The organism is Micromonospora sp. DT48, from assembly GCF_049844495.1.
Taxonomy (GTDB): domain Bacteria; phylum Actinomycetota; class Actinomycetes; order Mycobacteriales; family Micromonosporaceae; genus Micromonospora.
In genome coordinates, this window is record NZ_JBNCLE010000012.1 from 115108 (window position 1) to 128610 (window position 13503).

Here is a 13503-nt window from a genome sequence, read left to right on the forward strand (position 1 = left end):
GAACGGGGTTAATTCGGATCTAAGGAAGACTTGCGCCGTCGCACAGCCCGGAGCCACGATCGCGCCACGGGCCGTGACGAACGCACTCAGCCGTCCGTCGGCCGTTGCCGGGGCCAGCGGCGTCCGCTCTTCTGCTCCCGGCCCTCCCGAGCCATCCGGCCCACCAGACCGAATCGGCTGACCTGGCGCGGTGTCGCCTCCGGGTCGGCCAGCAACATCACCACACTGGCACCGCCCAACCGTGCCCGGTCGATGCTGACCGATCCGTTGGCCTGCAACGCCACCCGCTTGGCGATGTCCAACCCGAGCCCGGTGGAGCCCTGGTCGCTGGCACCGCGCCGCAGCGCCCGGTCCGGGTTGGCGATGCCGGGGCCGGCGTCGTCGATCCGGATGGCCACGTACCCGTCGCGGCGTGACACCGCCACCTCGAATGCGGTGCCCTGCGGGGTGTAGCGGAACACGTTGCCGATCACCGCGTCCAGGGCGGCGGCCAGCTCAGCGCGGGGTACCGGCGCGGGAATGCGCAACTGGGCACCGCAGACCCGGTGCGGGCGGTTCTGGTCACCGGCGAGGGCCGCCCAGAACACCATCCGGTCCCGTACGACCTCGCTGACGTCGCACATCGCCGGAGCGGTCTCGGTCGTCGTCACCGCCTTGCGGGTGGTCTTGATCAGCACGTCGATCTCGCCCTCCAGGGTGACGATCGCCTGCCGGATGCGCCGGATGCCGCGCCGGTAGTCCAGCTCGGCCTGGCTGAACGAACCCACGCTGGTGTCGTCGGACTCCAACGCCTCGGCGTCGAGTCGCAGCACGGTCAGCGGGGTACGCAGCCGGTGGGACAGGTCCGCGACCAGCTCCCGCTCCTCGGTGCGCGCCGCGACCAGCCGCTCCGCCATCCGGTTGAACGCGTGACCGGCCTCGGCCAGCTCGCGCGGGCCGTGCGGCTCGACGCGTACGCCCAGGTCACCGTCGCCGATCGCGAGGGCCGCCTTCACCAGGCCCCGGCTGGCGTCCGCCGCTCGGGCGGCGACGCGGTCCACCACCAGCATCGCGGCGCCCACCAGCGCGACGGCCACCCCGCCCAGCAGCAGCCACCGACCACCGCGACCGGCGTCGAGCACGGCGTCCGGGACGAAGACCTCCACCACGGCGGTCTGCTCGCCCAACACCACGGGATCCAGCCGCAGCACCCCGCCGTCGACGTCGACGACCTGCGAGCGGCCCTGCTCGCGGGCCTGGTCCAGCTGCGCCGCATCGGCCCGTCCGGCGGAGGCGTCCACGTCCAGCCCGTGCACCACCGGCCGGGTGGCCGGGTCGTCTCCGCTGGCCTCGATCGCCCGGGTCACCGTCTCCGCGTCGGTGCTGATCGCGAGCGCCCCGGTCACCAGCGCGCTGCGCCGCGCCGCGTCGGCGATCGCCTCCTCGCGGGCCTGCCCGCTGAGGGTCAGCCCGAGCGGCACGAGGAAGGCCAGTGCCAGCAGGGTGCCCACGCCGGCCGTCAACAGGGCCAGCGTCCTCCTCAGTCCGGCGCCACCAGCCGGAAGCCCACCCCCCGCACGGTGCGCAGGTAGCGCGGCTTCGCCGCGGACTCGCCCATTTTGCGCCGTAGCCAGTACAGGTGAACGTCGATGGTCTGATCCTCGCCGACCGACGGCTGCCGCCATACCTCCTCCAAGAGCTCCCGCCGGGACACTACCCGGCCGGGGCGGGCGGCGAGATACGCCAGCAGGTCGAATTCCTTGCGTGTCAGGGCCAGTGCCTCACCGTCGAGGTGGGCGCTGCGTTCGCCGACGTCAACCCGCAACCCGCCCACGGTGTGCACGGCGGGTTGGCTGGCCCGACTGGCCCGACCCGCCCGGCGCAGCACGGTGGTGATCCGGGCGTCCAGGTGCGCGCCGGTGAACGGTTTGATCATGTAGTCGTCCGCGCCGGCCCGCAGCAGCTTGACCACGGACTGCTCGTCGTCGCGGGCGGTGGCGATGATGATCGGCACGTCGGTGATGCCGCGCAGCATCCGCAGGGCGTCCGAGCCGTCCAGGTCGGGCAGCCCGAGGTCGAGCACGACCAGGTCCGGCGTCTCCGCGGCGACCCGGCGCAGCGCGTCCAGGGCGGTACCCACCGCGTGGACGGCATGACCCCGGTCGGTGAGGGATCGGAGCATCGCGCCGCGTACGACATGGTCGTCTTCGACCAGGAGGACGGTGGCCACCCAAGCACGGTACTCGGGACGGCAAGCGCGGCGACATTGCGGCCCGCCCCCGGAACCGGTCAAGCTGATGCGACCATGACGTTCACCCTCTATCCGGACACCCGCCTGGCCCTGGCCCGGGACAGTCTCACCGGCCTGTCGGTCGGCGACGCCCTCGGCTCACAGTTCTTCGTCCCCGGTCGGCGAGTCGCCGATCTCGCCGCCGACCGACTTCCACCCCCGCCGTGGCAGTGGACCGACGACACCGAGATGGCCTGCTCGGTGCTGGCCCGGCTGGCCGAGACGGGGCGCATCGACCGCGACGACCTGGCGTTGGACTTCGCCGAGCGCTGCGAGCCCTACCGTGGCTACGGTCCCGGCGCGGTACGCATCCTGCGCCTGATCCGCACCGGCACCCCGTGGCCGGTGGCCGCCGCCTCCGCGTTCGACGGGCAGGGCTCCTGCGGCAACGGCGCGGCGATGCGGGTCGCCCCGTTAGGCGCGTACTTCGCCGACTCGACCAGCCGAGCGGCGGCTCAGGCCCAGGCGTCGGCCGAGGTGACCCACGCCCACCCGGAGGGGATCGCCGGTGCCGTGGCGGTGGCGGTGGCGGCGGCCGGTGCCGCTCGGGCACGTCTGGACGGCGACCGACCCGACCCGGGCCGCCTGCTCGCCGGTGTCGCCGCCGCCGTGGACCCGTCGACCGAGGTGCACCGGAGCGTACGCCGGGCGGTGGGGTTGCTCGGCCGAGGGCTGCCGGAGGTGGTGGACGCGCTCGGCAACGGCTCCCGCGTCACCGCGCCGGACACCGTCGGGTTCACCTGCTGGGTCGCCGCCACCCACCTGGACGACTACCCGGCCGCAATCCGCGCCTGCGTCGAGGCGGGCGGCGACGTGGACACCACCGCCGCCATCGCCGGTGGGATCGTCGCCGCCTACACCGGGGTCGGCACCGCAGGCGGGGTGCCCACCGCCTGGCAGGCCGCCCGGGAGCCGCTACCCGACTGGGTCGACTGAGCCGGGCACGCCACGCCCGCCGGTCACCGCCGCGCGCCCGCCTCGACCACGTCCGAGCCCGCCGTCTCGGCCGGTCCCGCTGTCTCGGTCGTCCGGCCCGCGTCGGGTCCGGTCGACGGGTCCGACGCGGCCCCGTCGCCGGTCACCGGTTGCGTGTCGGCGGGCTCCTCGTCGAGTACCGAGCGGTCGACCTCCTCGGCCGGATCACGGCGTCGACGGCTGATCAGCCAGCCCACCACCGCACCGCCGCCGAGCCCGGCGACCAGCCCGGCGGCGAGCAGACTGTTGGCGTTCGGGCCGCTGTCGGAGCCGGTGGTGGTGGCCGGTGCCTCGGCGGGCGCCCCGCCGTCGGGGGCCGCGCCGTGTCCGCCGTGCGCCCCCGGGTAGGTCGGGTCGCCGGGCAGTAGCGCCAACGCCGGCAACGGCCGCATGCCCGCGCCGCTACCCCAGCGCACCTGGAGGCCGTCGGCGTACGTCTGCACCAGTTCGAAACCGAGCCGGTCGGTCTGCGGCAGCGGTGCCATCGAGAACACCAGCCGGGCCGGGCCCTCGTCCGCCTCGCCCTTCGCCCGCGACCAGATCAGCGACGCGGTCACCACGTCGGTGGCCGGGCCGTGCATCCCGGACACCGGTCGGTCCAGCTTCCGGGTGGTGATCGTCGGTGCCCAACCCGGCACGGACAGCGGGTACACCTCGGCGATCGGCGGGTCCGCGGGGATCCTGATCTCGATCCGTTCGGTACGCACACCGGGCCGTTCGTCCGGCACCACGAACTCGATCTTCACCGCGTTGCCCTGCTGCGCCTCGGTCGGGGTGAAGGTCACCCCGTCGGCCCACGCCGTGGCGGGCCAGAGCAGTACCACGGTCGTGGCCAGGGCGGCCACCAGCGCGCCCCGGCGTCGACGGTTCCCGCCGTGCGTCATCGCCATCTGGGTTCCCATCCGTGTCCACGCGGCCGGAACCGGCTCCGGCCGCACCCGGTAGTTCGGATCCCGGGCCGAAAAGGTTCAACGGTGGCGGTGATCGGCTGCCGTCGGTGTCGACGGCGGCGTGTCCCCCGGCGACCGATAGCATCAGTGAGCCACCATCGGCACCATCCGTAACGTCTGCTGCGAGGAGTCACCCGTGTCCGCATCCCGTACCCCCGCCGTGGCCGACCCCGTCGTCGTCGCCGCCGGGACGACGGCGGCCGATGCGGTGGCCTCGGCCGGGCTGCCCACCAACGGCCCCCGGGCGATCGTGGTGGTCCGCGACCCGCGCGGCGTGCTGCGCGATCTGGACTGGCGCCCGGCCGAGGAGACCGTGGTCGAGCCGGTCGCGCTGGACTCCCCGGACGGGCTGAACGTGCTGCGCCACTCCACGGCCCACGTGCTGGCCCAGGCCGTGCAGGACATCTACCCGCAGGCGAAGCTCGGCATCGGTCCGCCGATCGACAACGGCTTCTACTACGACTTCGCGGTGGACAAGCCGTTCCAGCCCGACGACCTGGCCAGGCTCGAGAAGCGGATGCAGGAGATCATCAAGTCGGGGCAGCGGTTCCGGCGTCGCCGCTTCGACAGCCTGGACGAGGCGAAGGCCGAGTTGGCGGCCGAGCCGTTCAAGCTGGAGCTGATCGACGTCAAGGGCGAGGGGCTGGACTCCTCCGAGGTGATGGAGGTCGGCGGGGGCGAGCTGACCATCTACGACAACCTCGCCGCCGACGAGGACAAGGTCTGCTGGTCGGACCTGTGCCGGGGGCCGCACCTGCCCAACACCCGGCTGATCGGTGCGTTCAAGCTGATGCGGTCGGCCGCGGCGTACTGGCGCGGTTCGGAGAAGAACCCGCAGTTGCAGCGGGTGTACGGCACCGCCTGGCCGACCCGCGACGGGTTGAAGGCGTACCTGAAGCTGCTGGAGGAGGCCGCCCGCCGCGACCACCGCAAGCTCGGCGCGGACCTGGACCTGTTCAGCTTCCCCGACGAGATCGGCTCCGGTCTGGCGGTCTTCCACCCCAAGGGCGGCATCATCCGCCGGGAGCTGGAGGACTACTCGCGTCGCCGGCACTCCGAGGCGGGGTACGAGTTCGTCAACAGCCCGCACATCACCAAGGCCCAGCTGTTCCAGACCTCGGGCCACCTGCCGTACTACGCCGAGACGATGTTCCCGCCCATGCAGTTGGAGGGGGCGGAGTACTACCTCAAGGCGATGAACTGCCCGATGCACAACCTGATCTTCCGCTCGCGCGGCCGGTCCTACCGCGAACTGCCGCTGCGGCTGTTCGAGTTCGGCACCGTCTACCGGTACGAGAAGTCGGGTGTGGTGCACGGGCTGACCCGGGTACGCGGCCTGACCCAGGACGACTCGCACATCTACTGCACCCGCGAGCAGATGCCCGGCGAGTTGACCACCCTGCTGTCGTTCGTGCTGGACCTGCTGCGTGACTACGGCCTGGACGACTTCTACCTGGAGTTGTCCACCCGCGACGACTCACCGAAGTTCATCGGCTCCGACGCCGACTGGGAGGAGGCCACCGAGGCGCTGCGCACCGCCGCCGAGACCTCCGGCCTGGACCTGGTGCCGGACCCGGGTGGCGCCGCCTTCTACGGTCCCAAGATCTCCGTGCAGGCCAAGGACGCCATCGGCCGGACCTGGCAGATGTCCACCATCCAGGTCGACTTCAACCAGCCGGAGCGGTTCGGTCTGGAGTACCAGGCCGCCGACGGCACCCGGCAGCGGCCAGTCATGATCCACCGGGCGCTCTTCGGCTCGATCGAGCGGTTCTTCGGCGTGCTCACCGAGCACTACGCGGGGGCCTTCCCGGCCTGGCTGGCTCCGGTGCAGGTGGTCGGCATCCCGATCCGCGACGACCACGCCGACTACCTGCACGGCTTCGTCGCGGCGCTGCGCGCCGAGGGGATCCGCGCCCAGGTCGACGCCGGTGACGAGCGGATGCAGAAGAAGATCCGCACCGCGCAGCAGCAGAAGATCCCGTTCATGGTGATCGCCGGTGACGACGACGTGGCCGCCGGCACCGTCTCGTTCCGGTACCGGGACGGCTCCCAGCGCAACGGAGTGCCGTTGGCCGAGGCGGTCACCCACGTCCTCGACGTGGTCGCCTCCCGGACCAACACCGGCCCCTCCGCCGAGATGTGATCGACGGGCGGGGTCGTAGGATCGCCGTGTGACTGGGGCGGAGGAGCACACCGACAAGGACATGGCCGACGGGCTGGACCGGCTCTGGACGCCCCACCGGATGACGTACATCTCCGGGGAGGACCGCCCGGAGGGCGGCTACGAGCGACCCTCCGGCTGCCCGTTCTGCCTGGCCCCGGGGCGGCCACCGGGGGAGAGCCTGGTGGTCGCCCGTGGTGAGCACGTGTTCGTGGTGCTCAACCTGTACCCGTACAACCCGGGGCACCTGCTGGTCTGCCCGTACCGACACGTGGCCGACTACACCGACCTGGACGGGCCGGAGACGGCCGAGCTGGCGTCGTTCACCCAGACCGCCATGCGGGTGATCCGCAAGGTCAGCAGTGCCCACGGCTTCAACCTGGGCATGAACCAGGGCGGGGTGGCCGGTGCCGGGATCGCCGCCCACCTGCACCAGCACGTGGTGCCCCGCTGGGGCGGCGACGCCAACTTCATGCCGGTGATCGGGCAGACCAAGGTCCTGCCGCAACTGCTGGCCGACACCCGCGACCTGCTCGCCCGCGCCTGGCCCGCCTGACCCGCCCACGCCGCCGCCGTCGCGTCCGGCTCGGGTCGCCTGGTCGCGCGTCCGCATCCGGTTCCGGCAACCTACCGGTACCCACACCCTCTGCTCTGCTTCACCCCGCGCACCGGTTACGAAGCGGAACCGTTGCGTATCGGTGAGTAGAGCAAAGGGTGGTGGGATGACCGGTGACTTCTCCGGCCAGCCGCAGGTCGCCCGCGCGGCGGTTGGGAAGAGCGTGAGATCCGCCCGCCAGTGGGTGATCCGTACGACATCTGTGGCCGTACGGATGGTCGTGCTGGATGTTCGTCAACGTCTGCCCGAAAGATGGCACGATGCGCCGGTGGGAGAGTCGAAGCGGACGCTGGGCCGCAGCGGCATCGAGGTCAGCGCCCTGGGCATGGGCTGCTGGGCGATCGCCGGCCCGTGGGCCGAGGGACGCATCCCGCTGGGCTGGGGGGCCGTCGACGACGAGGAGTCGGTACGGGCGATCCGTCGGGCGCTCGACCTCGGCGTGACGCTCTTCGACACCGCCGACAGCTACGGCGCGGGACACGGTGAGCGGATCCTCGGCCGGGCCCTGGCCGGTCGCCGCGACGAGGCGGTCATCGCCACCAAGTGGGGATACACGTTCGACGAACGCACCCGGCAGGCCATCGGGCCGGACGCCTCACCGGCGTACCTGCGGCGGGCGGTGTGGGAGTCGCTGCGCCGTCTCGACACCGACCACATCGACCTCTACCAACTGCACCTGGCCGACCTGCCGGTGGCCCGCGCCCACGAGCTGATCGGCGCGTTGGAGGAGCTGGTCGCCGACGGACTGGTGCGCGCATACGGCTGGAGCACCGACCGGGCCGACCGGGCGGCGGCCCTCGGGCACGACGCCCCGCACGCCGCCGCCGTGCAGCACAGCCTGTCGGTGCTGCGTGACGCGCCCGACCTGCTCGCCATCTGCGAGAAGTACGACCTGGCCAGCGTCAACCGTGGCCCGCTCGGGATGGGGCTGCTCACCGGCAAGTACCGCCCCGAGTCGGTCCTGCCCCGCGACGACGTGCGCGGGATGTCCTCGGGTTGGCTGGAGTGGTTCCGGGGTGGCCGGCCGGCGCCGGAGTGGCTGCGCCGGGTGCACGCCGTCCGCGCGACGTTGACCGCCGACGGGCGCACCCTGGCCCAGGGCGCGCTGGGTTGGATCTGGGCGCGCAGCGCTCGGGCCATCCCGATCCCGGGCTGCCGCACCGTCGCCCAGGTCGAGGAGAACGCCGCCGCGCTGGCCCTCGGCCCGCTCGCCCCCGACCACTTCGCCGAGGTGGAGCGGCAACTCGCCGCCCTGCGTACCGCGGCGCTGCGGGAGGCCGACCGCCCCTACTGGCCCAGCCCGATGCTCCCCACCGCCCGCCCCTGATCGGCTGCGGCCGGGTCTGCGTGACGCCGCCCGGTCAGCCGTGCTCCTTGCGGATGCGGTCGGCCAGGTGGGCGGGCATCGGGTCGTAGCGGACGAAGTGGCGGCGGAAGGTGCCCGCTCCGGCGGTCATCGCGCGCAGTTCCACGGCGTAGCGCAGCAGCTCCGTGGCGGGCACCTCGGCGCGGACCAGAGTGCGGCCCTCGGAGTCCGGATCCGCCTCGGTGCCGAGCACCCGGCCACGCCGCCCGGACAGGTCGCCCATCACCGCGCCCACGTTGCCGTCGGGCACCCGCACCGTCACCTCGTCGACCGGCTCCAACAGCGTCGGCTGCCCCCGGTCGGCGGCGTCCCGCAGGGCCAGCGCCCCGGCGGTCTGGAACGCCGCGTCGGAGGAGTCCACGCTGTGCGCCTTGCCGTCGACCAGGGTCACCCGCAGGTCCACCACCGGGTGGCCGGCGACCAGGCCGCGCTCCATCTGAGCGCGTACCCCCTTCTCCACCGAGGGGATGTAGTTGTGCGGGACCGCGCCGCCGACCACCCGGTCGACGAACTCGAAGCCGCCGCCGCGCGGCAACGGCTCCACCTCGATGTCGCAGACGGCGTACTGCCCGTGCCCGCCGGACTGCTTGACGTGTCGGCCGTGCCCCCGGGCCGGCACGGTCAGCGTCTCCCGCAGCGGCACCCGCACCGGCTCGGTGTCCAACTCCACCCCGCCCGCGCGCAGCCGGTCGAGGACCACGTCGGCGTGCGCCTCACCCATGCACCACAACACCAGTTGGTGCGTCTCCGGGTTGCGTTCCAGCCGCAGCGTCGGGTCACCGGCCACCAGCCGGCCCAGGTTGCGGGCCAGGGCGTCCTCGTCGGACCGGGACTTCGCCACGATCGCCACCGGCAGCAGCGGCTCGGGCATCTCCCACGGTGCCACCAGCAGCGGGTTCTCCTTGGCCGAGATGGTGTCACCGGTCTCCGCGCTGCCGGACTTGGTGATCGCGCAGATGTCACCGGCCACCGCCACGCCCACCTCGCGCAGGGTGGCACCCAGCGGGCTGTAGAGGTGGGCGATCCGCTCGTCGGCGTCGTGGTCGGGGTGGCCGCGCTCGGCCAGGCCGTGACCGGAGACGTGCACGGTCTGGTCCGGGCGTAGCGTGCCGGAGAAGACGCGGACCACGCAGACCCGCCCGACATGCCGGTCGATGGTGGTCCGCACCACCTCGGCCACCAGCGGACCGTCCGGGTCGCAGGTCAACGGGGGTCGGGGCGAGCCGTCCACCCCGGTCACCGCGGGCAGGGTGTGCTCCGGCGGGGCGGGGAAACCGGCGGTGAGCACCTCCAGCAGCGCGTCGACGCCGACCCCGGTCGCCGAGCAGACCGGCACCACCGGGTAGAAGTGGCCACGGGCGACCGCCTTCTCCAGGTCCTCCACAAGGACGGCGGCGTCGATCTCCTCGCCGTCCAGGTAGCGGTCCATCAGGGTCTCGTCCTCGCTCTCGGCGATGATCCCCTCGATCAGCTCGTTGCGGGACTCGGCGATGGCCGGCAGGTGCTCCGGGTCGGGCTCGCGCACCTGCGGCGGCAGCCCATCCGTGTAGTCGAAGACCCGCCGCGTGATCAACCCCAGCAGGCCGACGGTGGACTCGCCGTCGTCACCGAGCATCGGCAGGTAGAGCGGGAGCACGTTGTCGCCGAAGACCCGCTGGCACAGCGCCACCGCCTCGTCGAAGTCGGCACGGGGATGGTCCAGCCGGGCCACCGCGACCGCGCGGGGCATGTCCACCGCCGCGCACTCTTCCCACAGCGCGGCGGTGGCCGCGTCCATGCCGTCGACGGCGGAGACCACGAAGAGCGCGGCGTCGGCGGCCCGCAACCCGGCGCGCAACTCGCCGACGAAGTCGGCGTAACCGGGCGTGTCGAGCAGGTTGACCTTGATCCCGTCGTGGATCAGCGGCGCACAGGCCAGGGCGACCGAACGCTGCTGGCGTACGGCGGCCGGATCGTGATCGCAGACGGTGGTGCCGTCGGTGACCGTGCCGGCCCGCGTGATCGTGCCGGAGGCCGCGAGCAACGCCTCGACCAGCGTTGTCTTGCCCGCCCCGGAATGCCCGACGAGCACCACGTTGCGGATCCTGGCCGGGTCGGTCACCACCGGTATGCCGCCGGTGGCTCCCTTGTCCTGACTCCTCTGCGCCATCGGGCGCACCTCCCTCAGCCGGTGGTGGTGGCGACCGCCGCACGCGACGGGAAATGCGGCCCGGGCGGGGTGCTGCGGCGATATCCTCCGGTGCTGCACTGGGAACCGGGCAGTCAACAGCCGGTGGGGTGAGCCGGGTCACCCTCTTGGTCCGATCTCACACCCGATGGCGACCGGACACAAGCCTCTTCGACCGCCGCGCCGGGTCGGTCCGACGCGGCCGTGCCACGCCGGGTGAGCGTGGCTGGTGGCGGGCGGTGTCGTCGGTCGAACGCCGACCGATATCGTGGGACCGCCATGGCGAAGATCTTCCAAGTGTCGGCCCGCGCGGGGATGACCCGCGTCGTCGAGCCGATCGCCCGTAGCCTGCTGCGCGCGGGCGTGTCCCCCAACGCGGTCACCGTCTCCGGCACCTTCGGCGTGCTCGTCGGCGCGCTCGGCTTCGGTGCCCGAGGCCACCTGGTCGCCGGTGCGCTGATCGTGACGGTCTTCGCGCTCACCGACCTGCTCGACGGGACGATGGCCCGGATGAGTGGCGGCTCGACCCGCTTCGGTGCCTTCCTCGACTCCAGCATGGACCGGGTCGCCGACAGCGCGGTCTTCGGCGCGGTCGCGTTCTACCTGGCCACCGAGGGCGACCGCGCGGGCCTGGCCGCCGCGCTGATCTGCCTGGCCGCAGGCGGGCTCGTGTCGTACGTCAAGGCCCGCGCCGAGGGGCTCGGGATGACCTGCAACGTGGGCATCGCCGAGCGTACGGAACGACTGCTGATCGTCGGCGTCGGTGGCCTGCTCGCCGAACTGGTCCACCCGGTGGCGCTGCCGATCGCGCTCTGGCTGCTCGCGGCGGTCTCCCTGTTCACCGTCGGCCAGCGGATGCGGCACGTGTACCGGCAGGCCCAGCAGGCCGACGTGCCGGGTGGCACGGGGTGAGCGGCACAGCCGGGCGGGGTATCCGGTGAACCTCACCGAGTTCGGCTACGTCGCCGGTTGGCGGCTGGTCCGCGTACTGCCCCGGCCGGTAGCCGCCGCCGCGTTCACCGCCGGAGCCGACCGCGCCCACCGTCGCCGGGGTCCGGGTGCCGCCCGGCTCCGCGCCAACCTGCGCCGCGTGGTCGGGCCGCAACTGTCCGAGGCCGAACTCGACGACCTGGTTCGGCGTGGCCTGCGCTCCTACGCCCGCTACTGGATGGAGGCGTTCCGGCTGCCCGCGCTGAGCCGTGAGCAGCTGCTCGCCGGGTTCCGGCTGGATCGCGCCGAGGTGCTCGCGGCGGACGTCGCCGCCGGGCGTGGCGCGGTGGTGGCGTTGCCGCACGCCGGCAACTGGGACGCGGCCGGAGCGTGGGTCGCCGCCAACGGCTGGCCGTTGTCCACCGTCGCCGAACGGCTCAAGCCGGAGGGCGTCTTCAAGCGGTTCGTCGCCTTCCGGCAGCGTCTGGGGATGGAGATCCTGCCCACCGTCGGCGGCGAGCGGCCGCCGCTGGATGTGCTCACCGACCGGCTGACCGCCGGGACGGTGGTGCCGCTGCTGGCCGACCGGGACCTCTCCGCCCGTGGGGTGGAGGTCGACTTCTTCGGTGGTCGGACCCGGATGCCGCCCGGCCCGGCGCTGCTCGCGCTGCGCACCGGCGCGCCGTTGTACGTGGCGTCGATGTGGTACGAACCGGATGCGGCCTGTGCCTCACTGGAAGGTCCGTTGCCGGTGCCGGGACCCGAGACGGGCTCGCTCGACGTGCGGGTCCGATCGCTGACCCAGCTGATCGCCGACCGTCTCGCGGCGGGCATCGCCCGGCATCCGGAAGACTGGCACATGCTGCAACGGATGTGGCTGGACTGAGGGGACGGGCGCAATGCGGATCGGCATCGTCTGCCCGTACTCCTTCGACGTACCCGGCGGGGTGCAGAACCACGTCATGGATCTCGCGGAGGCGTTGATCGGGCTCGGGCACGAGGTGAGCGTCCTCGCCCCGGCGGACGAGGACTCGCCGCTGCCGCCGTACGTGGTGTCGGCCGGTCGGTCGGTGCCCCTGCCGTACAACGGCTCGGTGGCCCGGATCGCGTTCGGTCCGGTCTCCACCGCCCGGGTCCGCCGCTGGATCATCCGAGGCGACTTCGACGTGCTGCACGTGCACGAACCGCTCGCGTTGAGCTTGTCCATGCTCGCCGTGCTCTCCGCCCGTGGGCCGGTGGTGGCCACCTTCCACACCGCGATGACCCGGTCGCGGATGCTCGCCGCCGCCCAGGGGGTGCTCCAGATCGTGCTGGAGCGGATCACCGCGCGGATCGCGGTGAGCGCCCTGGCCCGCAAGGTGCAGGTCGAGCATCTGGACGGCGGGGCGGTGGAGATCCCCAACGGGGTGGCGGTGGCCAAGTTCGCCGGAGTCGAGCCGCTGCCCGGCTGGCCGGGGGAGTGCGGGCCGGGCACCGGCGGCACACTCGGCTTCCTGGGCCGCTTCACCGAACCCCGCAAGGGATTCCCGATCCTGCGGGACGCCTTCGTCGAGCTGGCCCGGCGGCGACCCGGCCTGCGCCTGCTGGTCGCCGGCCCCGGCGACCCGGACCACCTGTTCGACCGGTTCCCGGCCGACCTGCGAGACCAGGTCACCTTCCTCGGTCTGGTCTCCGAGGAGGACAAGGCGCGGATGCTGCGCAGCGTGCACCTCTACGTCGCGCCGAACACCGGCGGTGAGTCCTTCGGCATGATCCTCACCGAGGCACTCGCCGCCGGCACCACCGTCGTGGCCAGTGACCTGGACGCCTTCCGCCGGGTGCTCGACGGCGGCCGGGCCGGCCGGTTGTTCCCGACCGGCGACGCGGTGTCCTTGCGTGCCACGCTGGCGCAGTTGCTGGACGACGCGGAGCAGCGGGCGGAACTGACCGCCTGCGGCGACCAGGTGGTGGCGAATTTCGACTGGCCCGTGGTTGCCCGCCGGGTTCTGGAGGTATACGCAGCGGCGATCGAGGCCACCGACGGGCGGGTGATCGACCAGGAGTGGGTGGGTTGACCTGATCGGGAGGAA

11 protein-coding genes are annotated in these 13503 nt (G+C 72.7%); 7 read left to right on the plus strand and 4 right to left on the minus strand.

Annotation, left to right across the window (positions count from 1 at the left end):
• Nucleotides 1-86: 86 nt before the first annotated feature.
• Entirely contained in the window at nucleotides 87-1502 is a 1416-nt protein-coding gene (locus ACLQ2S_RS16560; RefSeq protein ID WP_155217897.1) for a HAMP domain-containing sensor histidine kinase, read from the minus strand.
• A 17-nt stretch (nucleotides 1503-1519) separates the two neighbouring features.
• Nucleotides 1520-2209 carry a response regulator transcription factor gene (locus ACLQ2S_RS16565; RefSeq protein WP_309223214.1) on the minus strand — a complete coding sequence of 230 codons (690 nt, stop codon included), beginning with the start codon at nucleotides 2207-2209 and terminating at the stop codon, nucleotides 1520-1522.
• A gap of 75 nt (nucleotides 2210-2284) precedes the next feature.
• Between ACLQ2S_RS16565 and ACLQ2S_RS16570 the strand changes: the two genes are divergently transcribed.
• Nucleotides 2285-3205, plus strand: a complete 921-nt coding sequence (locus ACLQ2S_RS16570; protein ID WP_425701994.1) for an ADP-ribosylglycohydrolase family protein — start codon at nucleotides 2285-2287, stop codon at nucleotides 3203-3205.
• Nucleotides 3206-3228: 23 nt separating this feature from the next.
• Here ACLQ2S_RS16570 and ACLQ2S_RS16575 read toward each other — a convergent pair whose 3' ends face one another.
• Nucleotides 3229-4134: a DUF1775 domain-containing protein gene (locus tag ACLQ2S_RS16575; RefSeq protein ID WP_425701995.1), complete on the minus strand. Its 906-nt coding sequence runs from the start codon at nucleotides 4132-4134 to the stop codon at nucleotides 3229-3231.
• A 196-nt stretch (nucleotides 4135-4330) separates the two neighbouring features.
• Between ACLQ2S_RS16575 and thrS the strand changes: the two genes are divergently transcribed.
• The 3 genes from thrS to ACLQ2S_RS16590 all read left to right on the plus strand — a co-directional run bounded on the left by thrS (nucleotide 4331) and on the right by ACLQ2S_RS16590 (nucleotide 8298).
• Nucleotides 4331-6337 carry a threonine--tRNA ligase gene (gene thrS, locus ACLQ2S_RS16580; RefSeq protein ID WP_309223215.1) on the plus strand — a complete coding sequence of 669 codons (2007 nt, stop codon included), beginning with the start codon at nucleotides 4331-4333 and terminating at the stop codon, nucleotides 6335-6337.
• A gap of 61 nt (nucleotides 6338-6398) precedes the next feature.
• Complete coding sequence (locus tag ACLQ2S_RS16585; protein WP_155218125.1) at nucleotides 6399-6911, plus strand: HIT family protein; 513 nt, start codon at nucleotides 6399-6401, stop codon at nucleotides 6909-6911.
• Between the two features lie 328 nt (nucleotides 6912-7239).
• Nucleotides 7240-8298 carry an aldo/keto reductase gene (locus tag ACLQ2S_RS16590; RefSeq protein ID WP_425701996.1) on the plus strand — a complete coding sequence of 353 codons (1059 nt, stop codon included), beginning with the start codon at nucleotides 7240-7242 and terminating at the stop codon, nucleotides 8296-8298.
• A 34-nt stretch (nucleotides 8299-8332) separates the two neighbouring features.
• Here the strand turns inward: ACLQ2S_RS16590 and ACLQ2S_RS16595 are convergent, their stop codons facing one another.
• Nucleotides 8333-10486, minus strand: coding sequence for an elongation factor G-like protein EF-G2 (locus ACLQ2S_RS16595; RefSeq protein WP_155217905.1), 2154 nt, complete (start codon nucleotides 10484-10486; stop codon nucleotides 8333-8335).
• Nucleotides 10487-10783: 297 nt separating this feature from the next.
• Here ACLQ2S_RS16595 and pgsA point away from each other — a divergent pair, with 297 nt between their 5' ends.
• From pgsA to ACLQ2S_RS16610, 3 genes are read left to right on the plus strand one after another with little or no spacing between them, the layout of a single operon-like run.
• Nucleotides 10784-11416 carry a phosphatidylinositol phosphate synthase gene (pgsA, locus tag ACLQ2S_RS16600; RefSeq protein WP_155217907.1) on the plus strand — a complete coding sequence of 211 codons (633 nt, stop codon included), beginning with the start codon at nucleotides 10784-10786 and terminating at the stop codon, nucleotides 11414-11416.
• A 25-nt stretch (nucleotides 11417-11441) separates the two neighbouring features.
• Nucleotides 11442-12320, plus strand: a complete 879-nt coding sequence (locus tag ACLQ2S_RS16605) for a phosphatidylinositol mannoside acyltransferase (RefSeq protein WP_309223280.1) — start codon at nucleotides 11442-11444, stop codon at nucleotides 12318-12320.
• Nucleotides 12321-12333: 13 nt separating this feature from the next.
• The gene (locus ACLQ2S_RS16610; protein ID WP_425701997.1) at nucleotides 12334-13488 is read left to right on the plus strand and encodes a glycosyltransferase family 4 protein; all 1155 of its coding nucleotides are present in this window, start codon (nucleotides 12334-12336) and stop codon (nucleotides 13486-13488) included.
• The last annotated feature ends 15 nt before the right edge of the window (nucleotides 13489-13503 follow it).

Bases quoted from the DNA above. Each gene is read 5' to 3' on its own strand.
- pgsA (WP_155217907.1), top strand. From the start codon at position 10,784: ATGGCGAAGATCTTCCAAGTGTCGGCCCGCGCGGGGATGACCCGCGTC.
- ACLQ2S_RS16575 (WP_425701995.1), bottom strand. From the start codon at position 4,134: ATGGCGATGACGCACGGCGGGAACCGTCGACGCCGGGGCGCGCTGGTG.
- ACLQ2S_RS16610 (WP_425701997.1), top strand. From the start codon at position 12,334: ATGCGGATCGGCATCGTCTGCCCGTACTCCTTCGACGTACCCGGCGGG.
- ACLQ2S_RS16595 (WP_155217905.1), bottom strand. From the start codon at position 10,486: ATGGCGCAGAGGAGTCAGGACAAGGGAGCCACCGGCGGCATACCGGTG.
- ACLQ2S_RS16570 (WP_425701994.1), top strand. From the start codon at position 2,285: ATGACGTTCACCCTCTATCCGGACACCCGCCTGGCCCTGGCCCGGGAC.
- ACLQ2S_RS16585 (WP_155218125.1), top strand. From the start codon at position 6,399: ATGGCCGACGGGCTGGACCGGCTCTGGACGCCCCACCGGATGACGTAC.